Source organism: Vibrio ordalii ATCC 33509, from assembly GCA_000257205.1.
GTDB lineage: Bacteria > Pseudomonadota > Gammaproteobacteria > Enterobacterales > Vibrionaceae > Vibrio > Vibrio ordalii.
Window position 1 is genome coordinate 1 of the sequence record AEZC01000066.1, and the last position, 23,025, is coordinate 23,025.

Genomic DNA, 23,025 nt, shown 5'->3' on the forward strand with positions numbered 1-23,025 from the left:
TTAAACGTTTCATCTGAACACGCTATTTCAAAACAATACTCATATTTAATCTTGGGTGTCGTTTCTCTTTGGTCGGGTTTCACAGGCTCAGGAACATACGTTTCGTCAATACTAGGCTCACTTGCACCACCTCTACTTGGCGCAGCACCACCAGCCGCACCGCCAGACATTTTTGTCCTGGAAAGGTAGGCGTTCTTCGCTTCTGGCGAAAGTGCCTCTTGTCCTTCAGTCGATAATTCCCAAGATTTGCTCATTCCGTTTTGGAGCATCACAGGCTTAGAAGGTGAATCCGTCAGCAAGGCTAACTCACCACTTTTGAGCTTCTCCATAAAACTGGCATAGCTCATCCCCTGAGGGATCGCAGAGCCTAACGCTCTCTCGTCCAACCTTTCGATATCACCTTCGACTTGCTCAAACTCATAGGTCATCAGTTCGGTTAGCTGTACCACTCGATAACTCACAGTCAAATCCATCCGCTACTTTCAATGGGCGTATTCTACCTAACCAGCGGGAATTGCAGGATTTATAACCATAGATTCTGCCTACCAATTGCAAACATTGTGATTTTTATTCAATAAAATATTTATTATTGATGACCACTTAATCATGAATGAATGAATGAATGAATAAGCCACTTTGCAAAGTGGCACATTTATATCAAACATAATAGTCATTGATCATTGCTACTACTTCATTTTAAACGCGTTCCTCCATTTTGATTTAAATCTGTTTACATATTGACAATTGTACAAATGTTTCACACTATCGAAAATAATTAATGATAATAATTATCATTACGTCATAATGTTTATGCGGATAGTGCTCATGAAATCTCTACATAATGTGATGAACGCTTCATCAATCACTCCTTTACCCAATCTCTACCTTCTAGACAAATCATCAGAAACCGATAATCAACGATCAATGGCCGTTCACCAACACAGACAAGATATTCAAAATATCTTGGCGGGTCGTGACTCAAGGATGTTGGTGATTATTGGGCCATGTTCAATCCACGACCCTGAGGCTGCAATTGACTATGCACACAGACTCGCAAAGGCACAAAAACAGTTCAGCAGCACTCTCAAGTTGGTGATGCGAACCTATTTTGAAAAACCGAGAACGCGGACTGGCTGGAAAGGATACATGGTTGACCCTGATCTCAACGGTCAATTTAACTTACTCAAAGGGCTCAACTCTAGCCGTGAATTACTCAAGTCAGTCTTAGCACTAGGTGTACCAACAGCGACTGAGTTTTTAGATACGCATATCGCTCCGTATATCGCGGACCTTATTTGTTGGGGTGCGGTTGGCGCAAGAACCACTGAATCACAACCGCATCGCCAACTCGCGTCAGCATTGCACTGCCCTATTGGTTTTAAAAATGGTACTGACGGCAATACGACAATTGCAATCGATGCGATTCATGCCGCTAACGATTCACATCTGTTGATTATGGCGGGTGAGAATGGACAACCGGTTGCGGTGCAAACTCAAGGTAATCCATATTGCCATATTATTTTACGTGGTGGTGTCACGCCAAACTATGCAAGTCACAGTGTTAAAAGTGCGGCTTATCAATTACACCATAGCCAACTCAGTAGTAGGCTAGTGGTTGACTGCAGCCACGGCAATAGTGGAAAAATCGCTAAGAATCAATTGGATGTAATAAACAACATAGCCCAGCAACTGCTGTCTGGAGAGCGCCACATTGCGGGGGTAATGTGCGAAAGCTTTTTGCAAGGCGGTAGCCAAGCTTTAGATAAAGGCCCGCTCTACTACGGTCAATCGATCACTGATGAGTGCTTAAGTTGGGAGGATACAATGTGCTTTTTAAATACGCTCGATGATGCGGTCGCAACGCTTCAACAGCAGCAATATTGTCAGCCCGCTCCAGTGTAAACGACCACTAAGGTGAAGCTCCTACTTGCTTCACCTTTCCTACCGTCAGCGGCCTTCACCTAATTATCGAGCGTAGCGCCGCCATCCACTCTCAAATCATGCATGGTGATTTGACTTGCTGCATTGGACATCAAAAACATAACAACCCCAACAATGTCTTCGGGCTCCGCCATTTTGCCAAGGGGTATCCCCAAACGGTACTGTTCAAGATTACCTTTTATCACTTCTCTTTCACCATATTCGCTGTTCCATAACTGCGTTTGCATTTCGGTGCGTGTTGAGCCTGGGCTAACGATATTGCATCGAATTCCATCGTTTGCAAGCTCAAGAGCTGCGCACTTGACCAACATATGCAAAGCCGATTTAGATGCCGCATATGCTCCAATATTGAGCCGAGGCGTATTCGCTGAGTTAGAGCCAATCACAATAACATTGCCACGCTGGCGCACTTTCATTCCTATCGTAACCCCTTGCAAAGCGGCTAAGGTGCCAAACGTATTGACATCAAACATCGCTTTGATCTCTGACATCGATAATTCGGTTATTGAACCAAGGTGCAATATGCCAGCGCAGCTGATGAAATGATCAAACTGATAGCGCTCATTCAGTTCTTGTACCCTTTTTTTTACGTCGTCATGATGCTGTAAATCAAGCTCATAGCAATGAAGCTGCTCGGTATAGCGCTCGTTCAAACTCGCTAATTGCTGAGTTAATTGGGGGTGATTTCTATCCGTCGCTACAACTCGATAACCGCTCGCCAGTAAAGATTCCAATACCGCATAACCAATCCCCTGTCCGGCTCCAGTCAATAAAACCGTTTCGTCTAATTTCATCATTTTCCTAACTTTACTCCGTTAAATCCACACTAAACCATAGCCATAACCGAATCTCATCCTCAGTTAATAACATTAATTATCATTTGTTATTGATAATTATTATCATATATAATCTGCGTACTTTAGTGGTTTGTAAAATAATAAGCAATTAGGCGTAACACGTTATTAATGGAGTTTTGGTGATGAAACGTGAAGTTATTGGGTTTTCAAAAATGGCTAATCAGCTATTGGATGAGCACTTAAAAGAATCTCCCTTCTTTTTTGCTTCGCCTCACAACACCATGCTTGGCGTGGGAATTGCTCATCAGTTCAATCAGGCGATCCCATTCTGTGAGCTGGCGGATCAAGCAACCAAGATGCTAGAAGCAGCAAAAACAGATGAGTACGACAATCCTATTTTATTTGCGACGATTCCTTTTAATGAAGAGACGGCGACGCGTTTCTTTATTCCAGAAAAGCTCTATGTTTCTGGTAGCCCGCGGGCCAGTGAAAAAGAGGAGCAGCAGAGCCACAAAGCGACCATTGTTTCACCGCCAACAGGCAACGACTACAAACAAGGAGTCACAACCTTACTTGAGCTGTTTAATACCACCGAACTATCAAAAGTGGTGCTATCACGTTTAGTGAAACTCTCGACTCCGCAACACATCGATCAAACTCGTTTATTGCGTAATCTGTTGTCCATCAATCGCAATGGCTACACTTTTTCTACTGAAATTGACCCTAACGCCAAGTTAATGGGCGCCAGTCCCGAGTTGTTGTTGGCGAAGAAAGGCGGGTTTATCGTTTCTAACCCCCTAGCGGGCTCGCGGCCTAAATCAAACAACGCGGTGCAAAACCAACAGCGCTCCGCTTCATTACTTGATACGCAAAAAGATCTGAATGAACATGCCTTCGTCGTCGAGGAAGTCGAGAAAGTACTCAGCCGCTACTGCCATAACTTATTTACCCCTATGGTTCCATCAGTGATTGAAACCGAAACGATGCTGCATTTATCAACAGTGCTTGAAGGACAAGCCGATGATCCGATGATTAACTCGCTACGCATTGCAGCAGAGTTACACCCCACACCCGCAGTGTGTGGTTATCCAAGATTATCGGCTTACCAAGCGATTAAGCAGATCGAAACCTTCGACCGCGGCTACTTCACTGGCATGATCGGTTGGTGCGACGCTCGGGGGAATGGCGAGTGGGTTGTCACGATACGCTGCGCGGAAGTGAGCCAAAATGAGATGAGTGTGTTCGCTGGAGCTGGCATTGTGAATGAATCCTCACCGCAGAGTGAACTCGATGAAACAGGGGCAAAAATGAGCACCATTTTGAAAGCCGCTGGGATTGAAATTGATGAATTACTTACCGCCTAAGGAGTGGTCATGAATAATCTTAACCCGACCGATTTTACCCCTTGGCCTGAGCAATTCAGCCAGCGCTATCGTGAACAAGGCTACTGGCAACAAAGAACCTTATTTGATTATTTCAGTGATTCCGTCAAAAAAAGCCCTGACGCCATCGCACTGATTGATGAGTTCGGCCAGTACAGCTATCAAAATTTATATCAGAAAATGATAAGCCTTGCGGCTGGCTTGAGCTCCCTAGGTTTGCTGCGGGGTGATAATGTCGTACTACAAATGGCCAATCGTGCTGAATTCTATCTCTGCTTTTTTGCCTTGACCATGCGGGGCATTAAACCTGTCCTTGCTCTGCCAGCGCACCGCTATCTAGAGCTGAGCTATTTTTGCCAACATACTCAGGCCAAAGCCTATATTTTTTCAGACGATATCGTGGGCTTTGACGCACAGCAAACCGCTCAGAAACTACGAAGTAGTTGCCCTTCTCTCTTGCATGCCATTGTTTGCGGTCAATCCTCACACGAGCAAATTCAGGAATTAGATACGCTTTACCACTGCGGAGAAGACGATCCTATTACTGATTCGGTCTTTGCTGATCAAGTGGCTTTTTTTCAGCTTTCCGGCGGAACGACCGGTACTCCCAAATTGATCCCTCGTACGCACAATGACTACGCTTATAGCGTACTTGGTAGCATTCAAATTTGTCAGTTTGATCCACACACGAGGTATTTGTGTGTTCTTCCCGTTGCACATAACTTTCCACTCAGCTCGCCCGGTGCACTGGGCGTCTTTTATGCCGGCGGTTGTGTCGTGCTCGCTTCCGATACCACACCGCACACCGCTTTCCGTTTAATTGAGAAACACCACATTACTGTCGCAGCGCTAGTGCCACCGTTAGCGCTACTGTGGATGAAATACGCCGAGTCCGCTACAGAAAACATCGCGAGCCTCACTCTGGTACAAGTCGGCGGAGCGAAGTTTAGTGAAGCCGCAGCAATGCGCTTACCGACGACTCTTCACTGTCAATTACAGCAAGTGTTTGGAATGGCTGAAGGGTTGGTTAATTACACACGACTTGATGACCCACTCAGCGTGATTGTTACTACTCAAGGACGTCCAATTTCAGCTGATGATGAAGTGATGATAATCAACGATGAGGGTGAGCCCGCCGCCATGGGTGAGGAAGGCTTGCTCATGACCAGAGGCCCTTATACGATTCGAGGTTATTACCGAGCTCCAGAACATAACCAGCGCTCATTCACCGACCAAGGCTTCTATATCACAGGTGACAGAGTGCGTAGGACGGCTGAGGGCAATATTATCGTCACGGGACGAGAGAAAGATCAGATTAATCGTGGTGGTGAAAAAATCGCAGCCGAAGAGGTTGAAAACCTGCTACTTCAACATCAGGATGTTCATGATGTGGCTTTGGTTGCTATTGCTGATGAGTTTCTTGGTGAACGCAGTTGCGCCATTGTCGTTCCAGATAACGGTAAAACGCTCAAACCCATTACTCTGAAACGATTTTTACACGCTCAAGGATTAGCAGAATTTAAGATCCCTGATCACATCCATTTCGTCGATGAATTACCCAAAACCCCTGTGGGCAAAGTCAACAAAAAATGGTTAAGAACGCAATACTCTCACTAATCATGGCAATACAGGCGCTCAAAATAACGTGAAGATGGAAAAGCCGATATCGTCGATATCGGCTTTTACTAGGCGATGCGTTCTCTTTCGCTAGTCTAGTCGCCCAGTATACTCAAACCGGTTGCTCTTCAGTGGAACGCGTGTCCGTGACTTGATGTGACGACTGAGCAACAACACTGGGTTCCATCACATGCCACCACTCTCTTAAAGTTGAATATTTAATCATCTCTGAAAAGGCGCACCCTATGCCCATCTTGCGCCATGATTCAAATAAGGTAACCGCGCGGATAGAATCTAAGCCAAGAAAAGTGAGCTTCTCATCCACATCCACTTCATCTAAATCGAGATCCAATAGCTCAGCCACTTGCTGACGCATCTGTTCAAGGCTCAATAATCTGGTCTCTTGACTGTGGATCATTTGTGGTTTTAGTGCCTCAAGCGAAGTCACGCAGCCAACACGCTCTGTGATGTATTTCAACGTATGATGATGATCTTCCAAAGAGAAGTCAGCCACAGCATCACCGACCACAAAAGGCTGTATATCCAACATAAAAGCATCTAACGCCGTAGATAAGATACCTATATGTGCATATACACCCACAATGATCAACTGGTCACGCTGTGTCTCTTTCATCCACTCCAGCAGCGGCGTTTTCTTAAACGCGCTATAACGCCATTTGGTGTATTGAATATCCCCGTCTTCAGGTGAAAGCTCAGACACAATCTCGGTATCTTTTGTCAGCCCTGTTCCCCAAAAATCAGTCAGTAACGCTCTCTCTACAGGGTCTTGATTAGGAGGTTGTGCTGTGTACACCACGGGGATATTGGCCTGACGGGCCAGTGATTTCAGCTCTGAAATATTCGCTAATAACTCAGGAACGGGTGCCTGAGACTGATCAAAAAAGTTAATAAAATACTTTTGCATATCGTGAATGAGCAGTACCGCTCTATCGGCTTGGACATGCCAATGAACTTTATTTTTCGGAAATGTTTCAGCCAACGGAATGGAGTAGCTGGCTATTTTGGGAATCGCCATAAATATAATCCTTGTTAAAAGAGGCTTTTCTCGTTCGTGATGCCTTAAAGCCAATAACGACTTCAGAAATAAGAGACTCGTATTCGTCGACAATTGCCACTCAAATGGTAACAATTATCATTTCATTAATACTAAAGCAGTCTACACATAAAAATCAATTGATAATGAGATTAATTCTCAATCATATGTAAAATATCGCTCTCGACTCACGACAACACAACGAGAGCCCACCACAAAACGAATAGCTAATTCATCGTTTGCGCCGCAGGTTGGGAAGTGACCTCATCTGAGGAGACGTTAGGTTCTGAGCTTGTGTTAACGATAAGCGCTGGATCAAACAGAGTCGCTTGGCGTAATGAGCGAAATGCCATCACCATCAACGCACCAATTCCCGTTGCACCCAAGCCAAAAGTGAGGATCGACATCGTTGGCGCTAACACTTTACCCAACGCCCCTAAACCGAGTGATCCAATCGAGTCTCCCGACACATCTTGCGCCGTCCATAGGCTACTTACGCGGCCTAGCAGGTGATCTGGAGTGTGTCCTTGTACGATCGAATATTGAATCAGAGAAGCGACCGAACCCAAATAACCATAGCCAACTAAGATGAGAGCAAACCACCAAAAATTATTCACAAGCCCCATAGCCACAATCGCTAAAAATGAGCCTAACGTCGCGTAGATTAAGACCATTCCTGGCTTTTGCGACTGTTTTACCCAACCTGAAGTCAGTGCGCCACACATCGCCCCCAACGGAATGGCCGAATACATCACACCTGCGTTAGCGGCGGTACCCTGAAATGAGACTAAAGCTAACGCAGGGAACATCACTCTAATCGCAGTTGCTAATGTTTCGAGTGTGCCAAACAGCACCACACAACCAACCACTTTGTTTGAAAATAGAAATTGAACACCTTCATACAGTGATTGAAATGGATTCTCTGGCGTATGATGTTGCGGCTTCATCGAAGGTAATCTAAACAGTGGGATCAGCGTACAGAGCGTTCCAACAGAAGCCGCAATATAATTCCAACTGACATCACCGACAGTGATCAGTAAGCCGCCAATCACTGGCGAAAGAACCATACCCAATCGAACCGTTAGCATGCTCAATGCGGCAGCTTCAGGTAATTTTTGTCGCCCAACAATGGTCGGTAAAGCAGCCATCAAGGCCGTCATACCCATAGCGCCAAAAAAACCATCCCACACCGAGAGTATATAGAGAGCCGCTAAGGAGGATTGCGCGACTGTGCTATTCAATGCTAATGCCGCAAACCCAATGCCACAGGTCGCGCGCGCAAACAAAATCAATCGACGGCGATCGTACTTATCGGCCAGTACGCCTCCTAGCAGCAGGCCAACAAACATCCCGATACCATCCAATGCCATGATAAGACCTACCTGCAAGGTCGAACCAGTCATTTGATGTATCTGAATCGGCACCGCGACCGTCATCATGCCAAGAGCAAGCACTGACATCATGCGGGCCATAAAGACCATTCGGAAATGTGGGTTGTCTTTTAGTAGGCTAAAATCTAAAAATATATTCTTTATATTCATACTATTGTCTATTCAAACCAGAATGTAATGCTTTCAAAACATCGCGAAGATTAAGACGAAACCAGCCTTGATACGCACTGGTTTCGTCGATGGTGGTTTTTGTTATTTTTTCAGTGCAGCCTTCGACTCCAGCAGCGTATTTAAACATTCGCCAATCTGGCGTACATTTTCTGGGGCCAAGATATCTTCATGTGAACAATCAAACTGATGTTTAATCAACTGGCCGACAAAAGATTGCCAATGAGCATCAATATCATAACCATCTGGCACCGTGCGCTGCGCCACGAAAAGGTGGGCCGGACCTTGATAATCAGACGTTTGTGCCTGTGCAAGTAGACGTACCGCATCTTCATAGTTAGCGGTAATCTCATTGAACATCGCCAAACGTTGCTCATCTAATTCAATATCGGTTAGCTCATTGATGGCCAGAAACTGCTCTTTTTCACGCTCAATTTCGTACTGCTCTTCTTCATCCATCGGGCCATCCCAGTTCTGACCTTCCGGTGGATAGGTATCCAGTAACCCTAAAAAGTGCACCTCTTCACCTTGTTGTTGAAGTTTCGCGGCCAATTTTTGTGCCACAATCCCGCCAAATGAATAGCCTAATAGATGATAAGGTCCAAATGGCTGTATCTCTCTTAAGATGGGTAATAAACGATCACACACTTCTTCCATCGTTTCACTGGTCGCCATCGCTCCGCCGGGCCGAGGTGATTGCAAACCATAAATGGGATAATGTCCTGTCAGATATTTAGGTAGCCCTGTGTATTGCCAAGCAAAGCCAGAAGCAGAGTTGACGCAAAAAAGTGCTGGGCCACTTCCGGCACGGATAGGTAGTACTTCGCCAAAACCAGCTAAGGTGGGGTCGTTAAAAGCATCGTCATCCAGCAGCAAACTCGCCAGTTTCTCCACCGTAGGATTGACCATGATTTGACCCACTGTAACAGGTAGGTTTAACGCTCTTCGAATATCTGCCGCTAGTTTCATCGCCAGCAGTGAATGCCCGCCGAGCGTAAAGAAGTCATCATCAGCAAACAGTGTTTCGACAGCCAATACTTGAGCAAATAGCGTCACCAATTGTGTTTCAAGGCCCGGATGAGCCTTGCGCCCTACCCGTGCCGCGACGTTATTTGGCCGCGGTAATGCTTTTTTATCTAGCTTGCCGTTGGCGCTAAGCGGATAGTGATCCAGTAACACGATAGCCGCGGGAACCATATGGGCTGGTAAATGTTCGGAAAGTTCAGCGCGTAGCTTCTCGCCATTCGTTACGCTCATATCATGCGCGATGACGTAACCGATAATTTGCCGTTCATCAGCGCACAACATACTGGAATGAGTAGAGAGCGTCTGAGCACAGACCACCGCTTGTTTTACCGCAGGAAGCGCCTGTAATTCGCTTTCAATTTCACCCAGTTCCACACGCTGCCCGCGAATTTTTATCTGATCATCACTGCGTCCTAAATACTCAATCGAGCCACACGCTAACCAACGTACGACATCACCAGTGCGGTACATTCGCTCGCCACAAGTAAACGGATTGGCGATAAACCGATCCGCCGTTAACGCACTGCGATTAAAGTAACCGATGGCTAATTGCTCGCCAGCAAGATAGAGCTCGCCCGGTACACCGATTGGTACCGCTCTTAAAAAGCTATCGAGCACATAGACTTGGGTGTTCCATACCGGTAAACCAATCGGTGCACTACGGCCAACGCTTGCGTTTAATGCCTCGCCGTAAGCTGGATAGTAAGTCACGTCAACCGCCGCTTCCGTCGGGCCGTACAAGTTATGCAGCGGTGCATTAATTCTACGTGCGTACTGATGGCAGAGCTCTTTCGCAAGCGCTTCACCTGAGCAAAATACTTGCTTGAGGCTTGGTGCTACGGTGAAACCCGTTGGGTGAGTTGCTTCAATTGAGGCCATGAAAGCAGCCAGCATTGAAGGTACAAAGTGCATCGTGGTCACGTGATAATCGTCAATTATTTGCAATAACCATTCAGGGTCTTTATGCGCTTCAGCCGGAGCCATCACTAAACTCGCCCCTTCCAGCAAGGGCCAGAAAAACTCCCACACGGAGACATCAAAACTGCACGGCGTTTTTTGCAATACCACATCATCAGAGCTCAAAGGATATTGGTGCTGCATCCACTTCAATCGGTTGACAATCGCTTGATGAGAAACCAACACCCCTTTTAGGTTACCCGTAGAACCTGAAGTGTAAAGCAAGTAGGCCGCATTTGAGGGGGTAAGCCCATCTGCGCGGCTCTGCCGCTCTGCGCGCACGGGGGCTGGTAACTTATCCAACAACAATAGTGTCGCTAAACCTTCAAAACGTGAGGTGAATGAAGAGCAAGTGATGATCAGCGCAGGCTTAGCATCATTGATCATGTAGGCTAAGCGCTCATCCGGATAGCCAACATCCAACGGTAAATAAGCCGCACCACATTCAATAATACTGTAGATCGCCAAGCTCAAGGTTGCGCTGCGTGGCAAGGCAACAGCAACAATATCCCCGGCCTTAACACCTTGCTGAAGCAGCAAATCGGCAATGGCGGCCACCTGCTCAGCCAGTGCTTGATAGGTAAAACGGTGCTCACTATCAATTAAAGCCAACTGATGTGGAGTAAAGCCAACTGATGTGGAGAACGTTGTTGCTGCGTGATCATCAAATCACGCAGTGTCGTGCGTTCAACGGCGGTTTTGGTCTGGTTGACGCGTTGCTGCAATTCAATTTCGCCACTTAACCGCAGCTCCCATTCAGCGAAAGGCTTATCACTCGAAACCATAAACTCATCCAGCATTTGCTCAAATCGTTGTACGATCTGTTTTGCTACGCCGACTCGGTCTCGATATTCAAACAGGATATGCAGTTGCTCTCCCGGTAAGACGAGAATGGTTAATGGATAATGGGTATAGCCACGATTGTGGATAGCCATTAATTTCGCGCCGCTAAAGTCTTGCTGGTACCAACGGCTATGATCTGGATAGTTTTCGACCACCAACAAAGTATCAAAGAGTGTTTTTCCGCCCACCAGTTGCTGGATCTCACCCAAGCCAAGTTCATCGTGCTCCAGTAATTGGATTTGGATCGCTTGGTGCGCTTTTAATTGTTCACTCAAACTAAGGTGAGGTTGCAGTGTCACACGCACCGGCACAGTATTACTGAATAACCCTATCTGTTCATCAATACCGGCAATACGGCTGAACCGACCAGAGATTGGCGTACCAAAAACCACCTCTTCGCGGCCCGTCATGCTGGCGAGAATACTCGCCCAAAGGCCTTGCATTAAGGTGCTCATGGTTAAGCCATGATGTCGTAAACACTGATTTAACTGATCCGTTTTATGCTTTGATAGCCATAACTGATGCTCGTTAACTTCCTCGCTAAGCGGAATATCATCAAAAGCCATACACGGCTGGACATCCGCTAATACTTTGCACCAAAGCTCGGTCGCAACGGTTTTATCACGCTGCGTTAGCTGGCTCACAACATGAGCATAGCCGACGGTTACCGGAGGTAAATTCGAGACCCCTTGGGCGTATGCACTGAGAAAGTCATTCAATAAAATCGGCGTTGACCAGCCATCGACTACCAGATGATGTGCTGAAAGGAGCAGTGTACTTTGCTGATCACCATGAAAAATCAACTGGGCCTGCAATAAGCTGTGGGTAGGATCGTTAAGGTCAAACTGGCGGCTTAGCTCTTGCTTCTCTAACTGATCAATCAACGCGCTTTGCTCATCACCACTCATGTTGGTTATGTCATAACGTGTCAGTGGCCAGCTTGGGTTAACCTGCGTCATCACCTGTACGGTGCGCCCCAATATCGAACTATCAAATCGAGCGAGCAACTGCGGATGACGCCTAATCACCGCATTAAGCGCTTCGCTCACGCGATGTTCAGACAGTTGACCTTGGAAAGTAAGACGCGTGGTGGAGTTATAACTGCTATTTTTATCCCCTAATTGAGATTGGAACAGTAATCCTTCTTGCAAAGGCAATGCTGGCAGTACATCCGCTAACTTGCCATGGTGGTGTTGCAATAGGCTCGCTTGTCGCAATGTGATTCCCGGCTCGGTATAGTCAGCAGGCACAGAGAGGTCCAACTCAGCACTATCGCCAACTTGTAGCGCTTGCTGTATTTTGAGCAGCTCACTTTCAATCTGTTGGCTCAGCGACACCATTTCCTGTTGGCTGAGCAGATGAGCATTCCAAGACCAGTTGAGCACCAATCGCGGCGTTACCGATTCTTCGACGAAAATATTTAGCTCTAAGGGATGCTGCAATGCCCGTTCACTGTTTAAGGTGACAGCAAATGTATCGGCAAACTGCCCACTATATTGCTGTGGTGACCACTGACCATCGCTGCTTTGGAAACGGCCAAGGTAATTAAACAGCAGTGACGGTTGGCGTGTATTCGCCAGCGTGCGTAACTCATCTCGATACGGATTATCAAGATAGCGCAGCACCATATAACCTAGCCCTTTATCTTTCACACTGCGCTTACTTTGCTTCACTTCACGTAATAGCTCGCGGTAATCACCCTGCTTTGGCACGCTAATGATCAACGGATATTCGGTGGTAAACCACCCTAGGGTTTGATTGAGATCGATCCCCTCTTTACACTCTTCACGGCCATGAGATTCGACGTTCACTTTAATCTCTTCACACCCATAAAGTCTTGCGATCGCCCCCGTGACCGCGGCTAATAGCACCTCTTCAATATCGAGATTCGTCTGGTGTGTGGGTAATTCCAATAACGGCTGCGTAACGGCATGAGAGAGTGGCGTACGCCAATGCGCCATGCGTATTTTATCGACAGGATCCTTGATGGGAGCAACAGCACGCTGTGCCTGCGCTCGCCAAAATGGCATTTGCGCAGCAGCGACCGCTAAATGTTGATACAGCGCTTTTGACCAACAATGGATACCGGTAACCTCCTCAGAAATCACCGCCACTTCACCTGTGACTTGTGCTTGAGTTAATGCCTGCAACTGCGGAAGCAATATTCGCCAAGAGACACCATCGATAAGGAAATGGTGAGCAAGGATCATGAGACTTTTACGCCCACTGCGCTCCGTTATCATCATCAAGCGTAATAGCTGACCCGATGATATTGACATCGACTGACTGCGCTGGCTAAACAGACTGTCCAACACGGGGCCATCTAGCCTCTCAACCGAAACCGATTCTACCCAGTTTTTTACATCAAGATTTTGCAGCGCCTCAATATGGTATTGCTGCTCTTTTTGGACCAAGCGACATACGGAATGGTTGGCGACCAGTTGCACTAAACTGGCTTGTAAGTGCGCTAATTGGGTTTCGCTTTCCACCTCAACAAGCACACTTTGCACATAACTGGTTGTATTAGAAAATGTCTCCTCAAACCATTGCCACATAGGTAGAGGCCGGATAATGCCTTCTTGTTTCTCGCGCTGTTGTTGCTGTAGTGGCACCATTTGGCTCGCCATCATACCCAGTTGACGGGCTGCAAAAATAGCTTTGGGTCGTAGATCATAGCCCGCCGTTCGCAATCGCGTCCCAAGGCTCATTGCCGAAATACTGTCCCCGCCTAGGTTAAAGAAGTCATCTGACATTCCTACGTCACTGACACCGAGTAACTCGGTGATCGCATCACATAACAACTGCTCTGGTTGGGTTATTGGGGCCACGCGTTTGCTACGTGTGCCTGCCGAGTACTTAGGGAGCGCTTTTCTATCGATTTTCCCATTCACATTCAAAGAGAAAGCATCCAAGATCATCACATTGGCAGGCTGCATATAGTCAGGCAGCGCCTGTGCGATAAGACTTTGCAGTCTTTGCTCTGTGAACGCGGATTGAACTGACTCACCCTGAGCCCCTTTTTCCAAAGTACAGTAAGCCAATAAACGATGAGTATCGCCAACAGGCTCTGCCACGACTACCGTCGTATTAACACCATCAATCGCATTAATAGCGCTTTCTACATCGCCCAATTCAATACGAAAACCGCGAATTTTGATTTGGTGATCACACCGGCCAACAAAATCCAGTAGCCCATTGTCTCGCCACTTCACCAAATCACCAGTGCGGTACATTATCTTGCCATACGCAAAGGGGTTCGCCACAAAACGTTCTGCTGTCATACTTGGCTGGTTGAGGTAGCCCTTTGCTAACCCCGCACCCGATAAATAAAGCTCACCCACCTCACCAATAGCGACAGGCTCTAAATTTTCATCAAGCACGTAAACACAAGCACCGGCAATGGGTCGACCAATGACAGGCGATGCATCTGCATCAAGCGAAGCGCTGAGCGCATCAACCGTAAATTCGGTTGGTCCATAAAAATTTTCCACCAGCAGTTCGGGAAACTCACTCACACGGGACCAAAGCTTTTGTGGTATGGCTTCACTACCAATCAAAACTAACGTTGGCACGTGAGCGTTCGTCATCAACCCACTATCGAGCATTTGATCAAACAGTAAAGGCGGTAAATCAAGAGCATCGATATTATCTTCAGCAACATACTGAACCAGTTCGTAGGCGTCTTTCCGTTGTTCATCGTCATACAAATACATAGTATGGCCAGACAACATCCAGAGTACTTGCTCCCAAGAAGCATCGAAGGAGAATGACGTCGTATGCGCCGCACGAACAGTAATAGCTTGTTCTGGTAACTGACGACGTGTCGCCAGTTTGCTGATGGCCGCAGAAAAAATCGAACCTTGATGAGAGCGCAGTAAATTCAACAGCGCTCCATGTGTGTTCATGACCCCTTTAGGCTGGCCAGTCGACCCAGAAGTAAAGATGATATAAGCCACATCGCCGTGGCTGATCGTCGGTTTGGGTTGTGGCGCGGTGTGAATGCGAGCCAATTCAGGAAGAGCAATAAACCTAGGAACGTAGCTTATCGATGAATAAGCCATGTTTTGCTCATTCTCCTCCACAACTAAGCACCAAGGGCGTGCTTGTTCAACAATCGATTCAATACGTTCTATGGGATAATCAAGATCGATAGGCAGGTAAATCGCACCCGCTCGCAAAATCGCTAGCATAGTCACGACGCTTTCAGGCCCACGTCGTAACGCGACACCGGCAATATCACCTTGGCGCAAGCCCGCGGTAATCAGTTGATCCGCTCGAGTTTCAATGAGGTGATTGAAGGCATCAAATGTCCAACGCTGCTGTTTAAACACCAAGGCATCTTCGTTTGGCTTGCTCTCAACCGTCTGCTGCCATACATCCAGCACAGTTTGCTCTGTTTCATGTTCATGTTGTGGCCCCACCGACCACAAAGTAATCTGCTGCTTCTCGCTCGGCGGGATTAACTCTACCAAATCAAGTGGCTGTGTTGGATGGTTGGCAATCTGCTCTACCATCGCAACGAAACGAGCGGCATGAAGTTCTAATGACTCTTGGCTATATTTGGTGCTGTTGGCCGTGATATTAACACTCAGTGTCTGACCATCGAGCACTGGCGAAAATTCAATCTCATCAATCGGACCTGCCGAGAGGATATGTGTCTCAGTCTCTACGCCAGATAAACTCAATGCAGCGTCAAAGGGTTTAAAGTTGAGTATCGGGCCATAGAGCGGCTGGCCTACTAATCCCAAATCACGCTGGATCTGCTCAGCGTCATACATCTGGTGGCGACGAACTTGGCGGATGGTTTTATTCATCTCTCGCGCCACATCAATAATGCTCATTTGTGGATGAAGTGACAGCGCCACCGGCAGTACATTCACTACCGCACCAGCGGCACAAGTGGCGGCATTGCCCATTCGGCGCATAAAGGGGACACCCACACACACTTGCTCTTGCCCAGAATGTAAATGGAGATAAGCAAATACCATCGCCATCGCAAGCTCGGCGGGTAACAACTGTGGACTATAGCGAGTTAACCACTCTCCACCGATTAATGGCACGGTGTGAGTGATCGTGCTCGATGATGTATTGGCTGCGCTACCTGTGGTGAGCGAAATAACATTGGGTAAATGAGCCGCTTGCGTTTGCCAAAAGTCATACGCCTGCTGGCGCGCTGCCGAGTCTAAAAATTGCTGATATTCTTGAATTACATTACTAAAAGCGCTGAACTCTTGAGGTTTCGCAGCGCCAATCCGCCAATGGTTATAAAGTTGGCAGATGTATTGACTGATGGCATTCACGCTGAACCCATCCACGTCAATATGATGGTAACGTTGATACCAAAACCATTGCGGTGCATTGCTTGAACCAACATCAATTAAACAGTGTCGGAAACGCCTCTTTCTTGCTGAAATGTCCAACCGCTGCGCAAGATCGTGCTTCATCCACTCCCGAGCCGACTCTTCTGGCAAGGCGGCTTGTGAAAAGTCGAGGATTTCAAGCCACTGCCCTTCTTCATCCGCTGGATAAAACTGCTGCCTCACGCTGCCATCGCGCTCTAGATAATGGCAGTGGAGGGAATCAACGCCTTGCAAGCCGATGGCTACCGCGTTTGAAAATAACTCAATATCGATTTGACCTTGAATCACCACGTAGTGGGCAACATTAAATTGCTCTGGATTGGGCATCATCTGCTCGGCAAACCAAATACCTTGCTGTGTGCCGATAAGAGGCCACTGATCCTCTTGCACTGATGAGTTGTGCATCTCTTTATTCCTAACAAAAGTCATTGCCTATGTCCCTTTTTGTTACCCCGCTTAACAAGCATGAATGAACAGCGCCGCTATTGCAGGAGTCAAAACTCGTTTGGTTTAAGCTCGAATATCTAACCACTGAGCTTCGATGTAGTTGCAACACTCTTGTTTTGACCTCGGTCCAAGGATGGCTTGCCAACCAGCGGGAATGGCTTTGAATTCTGGCCATAAACTGTATTGATTATGCGAATTGATCAGCACTAAAAATTGATGCTTAGATTCATCAAAAGGGTTGATGTATTTTTCTGACATATTTCTCTCTACCGCTGAAAATTAAAGATAAGGTTCTAAAACATATGACAAGCCATCGATGATCCCGCCGCGCCAACAGAGTCGATCGTGACCGCCGTCAAACAGACGAAATTGAATTCGATGTTGTTGTGAAGCCAATTGTTGGTATAGATCTCGACTTAAATCGATCATGATGTCTTCGCCGCTACCCACTTCGAGGAAAAGCGCAAGACGTGAATTGGCACCTAAACCTTGATGTACCTCTTGGCTCATTTTGCTTAATCGCGAGTCGCTTTTCGCTGGACAATATTCACTGGGGGGTTTAACGATCGAGAAATCGGGCCACCAAAATGAACCCGATTGACAAACCACAGAACCGAATCGCTGCGGCCAGTGTAATGCTGCGTACATTGCCGCTAAGCCTCCTAAACTCTGGCCTACGATCACCGTTTGGTCTGCATCGCGGGTTACTCTGACGCGCTCGTTAATCGAGGGGAGTAACTCCTCCATCACGGCTTGCCAAAACACCGTATTACAGCTGAGATCATCACTGCGTTGTTGAGCGCTAATTTCATCAATCAACACATAGAGCGCCGCTGGAAGCTTTCCACTGTGGGTCGCCTGTGAAAGAGCCTCATAAACCGGCATCGATTGAGACCAAAAACGGCCATCCAGCATCAACACCAAGGGTAACAACTCAGTGGTGGGTCTTTGCGCGGTCGAATAAAGCCAAATCTCGCGCGATGTACCGAGCAAAGTGCTGCGCCAAGTGAAGGTCGAATCGGCAACTTTGAAGCACTGACCTTGCGCTGAATCGAAACCGAGCCACTCTGTTTGCGTAAGCGCTTTAGGCATATGACAAGGTGTTTTCGCGCGCCCCCACTCGCATTTTGACAAATCATTTTGAGCCAGTGGATCAGCGCAACTCAGTGGAAAAATGGAGCGTAGCCATTGCCGATGTTGGTGGCGCATTGCATCATATGAACCTTGGTAACTCGGCTGCACTAACGCTTCTGGGACAGGAATAAAAGAGTACCCTCCTCGCCAACTCGGTTTGACGCTATCGATATAAAACCACACATCGGTATTATCGATATGAGTAAACTTCGCCATCGAAAAACTGTGATGATCGGTGACACCATTAATATCAACGTAGATCGCTTTATTTGCGGCCACACTCTGCTTCGGCTCACGCCATAAAAAAAGCAACTTTGCATATTCACCATTTATTTCAATCATATAAGGCATGCCGAACGATTGAACATGTGCCCACCAAGGCTCGTCACCAATAGAGCCGCCCTCTTGAATAAAACGGACCAACACCTCATTGAGCTCAACCCTCTCTTGTAAGCTCTCCTGATTAACAGCCATCACTAAAACCACCCCATATCAAGCCTAGTATTTTTGAAACATAGAAGCTAAGTAGCATAAAACTGCATTGATGATATTGCAAATAATAACAATTATCATTAACATTACAACCAGCAGCAGGTGATTTGATAATGGTTGCAGTAACATCATTTTTTCTATTAAGGAACTTTTAGGTCATGAAGCCCATGGGTATGAATAACGGTAGTGGTAAAGCAGTCAGAAATATCAATAAGACTCAACTCGCCACACTGATTGGCATCCTCTGCGTTAGTACTAGCGCAAATGTTGTCGCGGAACAGCTCGAAAAAAAGAGCCGCAGAGAAAGCAAGATACTGTGGTTGTGGTGGGTGATAAATTGGGAGGAACACTGGCCGAAAACACCAGTTCGCTCACCCTATTCACCGATGAAGTGGATGATGGTGAAAGCCGAGATTACTACGATCTGCTCGACCGCGTACCCAACGTACTCAATGCACCTTCGGGCATTCCACACATTCGTGGGGTCGATGGACGTGGCCCCGGCGAAGGTTTTCTGACCTTCATGACAGGCGCAACACCTCGCGTCAATACCACGGTAGACGGCGTGTCTGAATCTTGGTCTGGAGAAGCGTTTGGTAAAGCTGGACTGTGGGATACAGAACAAGTGGAAGTCTATAAAGGGCCACAATCCACCAACCAAGGCCGCAATAGTATTGCCGGTGCTGTTGTGATCAAAACTAAGGATCCAACGTTCCACCGTGAGGGTAAAGTTCGCGCTGGTTATGAAAATGAAGACAGTAAATATCATCTCGCAGGGGTCATGTCGGCACCTCTAGTTGAAGATACTTTAGCGTTTCGTCTTGCCGCTGAAGGCACCAAAGGTAATACCCCTATCGATTACTCTCTGCCTAACGGCGATCAGTACCCTTGGGATCCTTCCGAGCTCGAATCCTATAATGTCCGTGGTAAATTATTGTGGAAACCCCAAGGAAATGACAAGCTAACAGCCAAGCTAACGGTTGGTAGCCGTAATGAAGAGGGGCAATATACCAACTTCGTTACCAAGCCGGGCACACTTGAACTGCATAGCAAAAGTGGCACGCGTCGCCAAGAAACCAAAAGCTGGAATATCAACCTAGACGTCAATTATGTGATTAATGATGAACTGACAACGGATATTTTAGTCGCCCATCGTAACTACACCACCAAGTTCAAAGCTTACCCTAAAACTGACTGGTATGGTGATGTGGATGAAGATAACTACACTGCAGAAGCAAAGCTTACATATCAATCACTTGATGGGAAGTACAATGCGACTTTAGGCCTAGCCAGCTTCTTCAAAGATCAATACACCGAAACAGATGCATTAAAACGTAAAGATGAAGTTTTAACCAACTCAATCTACTTTGACTCAAGAATTCGTTTGGATAATCGCTGGCAGCTATTATTAGGTGCACGTTATGAAAGAGATGAACTGAAGCGAGATTTCGATCACGCTACCCTACCACTCGATTTTAAAGCCGATGAAGATGACGGCATCCTATTGCCTAAGATTGGTCTATTACTTGATGTCTCAGATCACTCCACCCTCGGTCTTACGACCCGTAAAGGCTACAATGCCGGTGGATTAGGCTATAACGAGTACAAAGAAGAAGTTTTTGTTTTTGAACAAGAAAAAGTCTGGAGCTACGAGCTAAGTTCTCGTTCAAGCTTCCTGGATGACAAGCTGGATCTGACCGCTAACCTGTTCTACAACGACTACAAAAATTATCAAACTTCGGTCTCTGGTGACAGCGGCAAACGCTTCGACACCTATATTACCAATATACCGAAAGGGAAAACTTACGGTACGGAAGTTGAAGCCTCTTACTGGTTTGATTCTGGGCTCGACCTGTTTGCGTTTGTCGGTCTTCTTAAAACGGACATCAGCGAAGGACCAACCGGTACATCTACCAATCTCTCAGGCAATGAGTTCAGTTACGCTCCTAAACTGTCTGCAGGTGCGGGCTTTACTCAACACTTAGATTCTGGTCTATTTTTTGGTGCTCGTGTCAACCACGTTTCCGATTACTATACCGATTTAGCCAACACCGAGAGTAAAACGGCTGGCGATTACACCGTGTTCAATCTGAATGCAGGTTACACTCTCAACGATTTGACGATTCGCGCTTACGTGAAAAATGTCACTGATGAAGAGTACGTGATTCGCCAGAAAAGTGATCTCTACGAAGTCGGCGGTCCACGCACCTTTGGCATAGTCGCTGATTACCAGTTCTAGTTAGTCACTCTGACTCACTCCCCGAGACATCAACACTTAGTTTTTGGCTAGGGGAGTGATTTTTCACTCAATCTTAGATAAACGTCACCATGCAGGCGACGCATCGAACAAGTTCACTCACTCGATAGGTAAAATAGGCATGCTCATCATTCCAAACTGGCCATCTTTCATCCAATACCACCAGCTTGAAGTGAAGTATCTACCTGAATACAAAAATAAACTTGAAGAACAAGGGATCTCCCTGCCCTCTTCTTTAAACCAAGCCGTGCTAAAACGCCATTGTGAATTTTTAGCTGGCAGGATGTGTGCAAAACACTGCCTAACCAAACTGGATCAATCACAGTCGCTAACGTTAGAGATTGGCAAGGGGAATCAAGCGGTTTGGCCGCAAAATATCGTAGGCTCAATATCCCATTGCCATGGCTACGCTATCGCAGCCGCCACTCACCAGACTCAAGCGTGTGCCGCTCTTGGTATTGATATTGAACAACTCATACGAGATGAATGGCTCAGTGATATTCGCCAGCAAGTAATGACACCCGCAGAGCACATTTTTGCTCATCACTTTGCCCAATTAGCGAGCTTTATTACGCTGATTTTTTCCGCAAAGGAATCGATTTATAAAGCCATTTATCCATGGGTTGAACAGGTTCTTGATTTTCACGTGGTAGAGCTGATCCACGTTGACAAACACGCCAAGCGGCTCATTTTTCAGATTCACACTGATCTTCACCCTTTTTTAAACCCGTCATACACAATCAGCGTTGGTTACCACTGGCCTGACAGTGAGTATGTACTGACTTGGTGTTATTTAAGTCAAGCCCATTTTTCGACACATAAAAAATAGCCGGCTGACACTGCTTTATAACGCCCCATATCAACCTAATACTGGCGTAGCAGCGTACAAAATTCCGTCAAAGGTATAAAACCTTATCTTTCCTTGGTTGTTATTCGCTTGGCAAAGCACGATAATCACCAGATCGGAACTTAAGACTTATATAACTATGACCGAATATTTTTTGTTATTAATCGGCACTGTGCTGGTCAATAACTTTGTACTGGTAAAGTTTCTAGGGCTATGTCCTTTTATGGGCGTATCAAAAAAACTAGAAACCGCAATAGGGATGGGGTTAGCGACGACTTTCGTGCTAACTCTAGCGTCAGTGTGTGCGTATTTAGTAGAAAGCTATGTCCTTAAACCGTTAGGTATTGAGTACTTACGCACCATGAGCTTTATTTTAGTGATCGCCGTGGTGGTGCAGTTCACCGAAATGGTGGTACACAAAACCAGCCCAACGTTATATCGCCTGCTCGGAATTTTTCTTCCTCTTATCACCACCAACTGTGCGGTACTTGGGGTTGCGCTTCTCAACATCAACGAAAATCATAATTTCATTCAATCCATTATTTATGGTTTTGGTGCCGCGGTTGGGTTCTCATTGGTATTGATTCTGTTTGCTTCCATGCGCGAACGCATCGGCGTAGCCGACGTACCAACGCCCTTCAAAGGGGCATCCATTGCTATGATAACCGCAGGTCTTATGTCACTCGCCTTCATGGGTTTTACAGGATTGGTGAAGTTGTAATATGAGCACAATACTCATCGCTATTCTTGCACTTGTCGCATTGGCCGCTGTGTTTGGCGCTATCTTAGGTTTTGCCTCTATTCGCTTTAAAGTAGAAGCCGATCCTATCGTCGATCAGATTGATGCGATTTTACCGCAGACACAATGCGGTCAATGTGGCTATCCGGGCTGTCGCCCTTATGCACAAGCCATTGCCAATGGCGATAAAATCAATAAATGCCCGCCCGGCGGCCAAGCAACCATTGAAAAATTGGCTGACTTAATGGGCGTTGAAGCCGAAGAGTCTGCGCATGATCTTGATAATAAGGTCAAAACCGTTGCCTTCATTCATGAAGATATGTGCATCGGTTGTACAAAATGCATTCAAGCTTGTCCCGTAGATGCCATTGTTGGTGGAACTAAGGCTCTGCATACCGTGATCAAGTCAGAATGTACTGGCTGTGATCTGTGTGTTGCTCCCTGCCCAACGGACTGTATTGAAATGATCCCGGTAGAAACTACGACCGATACTTGGAAGTGGCAAATGAACGCGATTGCTGTTGTTGATGTTACCGACTCTGCCTCACGTGCGCAGAAAAGCGTGAATTAAGG

11 protein-coding genes and 3 pseudogenes are annotated in these 23,025 nt (G+C 46.7%); 7 read left to right on the plus strand and 7 right to left on the minus strand.

Features of this window, described 5'->3' with window-relative positions; all coding sequences use genetic code 11:
• Positions 1-473, minus strand: a pseudogene (locus VOR_RS16740) (LysM peptidoglycan-binding domain-containing protein); the annotation flags it as partial.
• A gap of 352 nt (positions 474-825) precedes the next feature.
• On the opposite strand from VOR_RS16740, the gene VOR_RS0104065 reads away from it, so the two are divergent.
• Entirely contained in the window at positions 826-1,902 is a 1,077-nt protein-coding gene (locus tag VOR_RS0104065; protein WP_010318453.1) for a 3-deoxy-7-phosphoheptulonate synthase, read from the plus strand.
• A gap of 59 nt (positions 1,903-1,961) precedes the next feature.
• Here VOR_RS0104065 and VOR_RS0104070 read toward each other — a convergent pair whose 3' ends face one another.
• Complete coding sequence (locus VOR_RS0104070) at positions 1,962-2,738, minus strand: 2,3-dihydro-2,3-dihydroxybenzoate dehydrogenase (RefSeq protein ID WP_029626892.1); 777 nt, start codon at positions 2,736-2,738, stop codon at positions 1,962-1,964.
• A 176-nt stretch (positions 2,739-2,914) separates the two neighbouring features.
• Between VOR_RS0104070 and VOR_RS0104075 the strand changes: the two genes are divergently transcribed.
• Positions 2,915-4,102 carry an isochorismate synthase gene (locus VOR_RS0104075; RefSeq protein ID WP_029626893.1) on the plus strand — a complete coding sequence of 396 codons (1,188 nt, stop codon included), beginning with the start codon at positions 2,915-2,917 and terminating at the stop codon, positions 4,100-4,102.
• 3 nt (positions 4,103-4,105) lie between these two features.
• Positions 4,106-5,737 carry a 2,3-dihydroxybenzoate-AMP ligase VabE gene (vabE, locus tag VOR_RS0104080; RefSeq protein ID WP_029626894.1) on the plus strand — a complete coding sequence of 544 codons (1,632 nt, stop codon included), beginning with the start codon at positions 4,106-4,108 and terminating at the stop codon, positions 5,735-5,737.
• A gap of 112 nt (positions 5,738-5,849) precedes the next feature.
• Here the strand turns inward: vabE and VOR_RS16745 are convergent, their stop codons facing one another.
• The 5 genes and pseudogenes from VOR_RS16745 to vabH all read right to left on the minus strand — a co-directional run bounded on the left by VOR_RS16745 (position 5,850) and on the right by vabH (position 18,603).
• Positions 5,850-6,773 carry an isochorismatase family protein gene (locus VOR_RS16745; RefSeq protein WP_010318457.1) on the minus strand — a complete coding sequence of 308 codons (924 nt, stop codon included), beginning with the start codon at positions 6,771-6,773 and terminating at the stop codon, positions 5,850-5,852.
• Positions 6,774-7,018: 245 nt separating this feature from the next.
• Entirely contained in the window at positions 7,019-8,332 is a 1,314-nt protein-coding gene (gene vabS / locus VOR_RS0104090) for a vanchrobactin export MFS transporter VabS (protein WP_029626895.1), read from the minus strand.
• Positions 8,333-8,434: 102 nt separating this feature from the next.
• A pseudogene (gene vabF / locus VOR_RS17710) lies at positions 8,435-16,941 on the minus strand (vanchrobactin non-ribosomal peptide synthetase VabF).
• 105 nt (positions 16,942-17,046) lie between these two features.
• A complete protein-coding gene (locus tag VOR_RS0104100; RefSeq protein ID WP_010318459.1) occupies positions 17,047-17,241 on the minus strand; it encodes an MbtH family protein in 195 nt (64 codons plus the stop codon).
• Between the two features lie 21 nt (positions 17,242-17,262).
• A complete protein-coding gene (vabH, locus tag VOR_RS0104105; RefSeq protein ID WP_029626896.1) occupies positions 17,263-18,603 on the minus strand; it encodes a vanchrobactin esterase VabH in 1,341 nt (446 codons plus the stop codon).
• A gap of 164 nt (positions 18,604-18,767) precedes the next feature.
• Between vabH and fvtA the strand changes: the two are divergent.
• The 4 genes and pseudogenes from fvtA to rsxB all read left to right on the plus strand — a co-directional run bounded on the left by fvtA (position 18,768) and on the right by rsxB (position 23,023).
• A pseudogene (fvtA, locus tag VOR_RS0104115) lies at positions 18,768-20,848 on the plus strand (TonB-dependent siderophore vanchrobactin receptor FvtA).
• A gap of 55 nt (positions 20,849-20,903) precedes the next feature.
• Positions 20,904-21,695, plus strand: coding sequence for a 4'-phosphopantetheinyl transferase family protein (locus VOR_RS0104120; protein ID WP_286118377.1), 792 nt, complete (start codon positions 20,904-20,906; stop codon positions 21,693-21,695).
• A 157-nt stretch (positions 21,696-21,852) separates the two neighbouring features.
• Positions 21,853-22,434, plus strand: a complete 582-nt coding sequence (rsxA, locus tag VOR_RS0104125) for an electron transport complex subunit RsxA (protein ID WP_010318463.1) — start codon at positions 21,853-21,855, stop codon at positions 22,432-22,434.
• A 1-nt stretch (position 22,435) separates the two neighbouring features.
• A complete protein-coding gene (gene rsxB / locus VOR_RS0104130) occupies positions 22,436-23,023 on the plus strand; it encodes an electron transport complex subunit RsxB (protein WP_010318464.1) in 588 nt (195 codons plus the stop codon).
• Positions 23,024-23,025 lie beyond the last annotated feature (2 nt).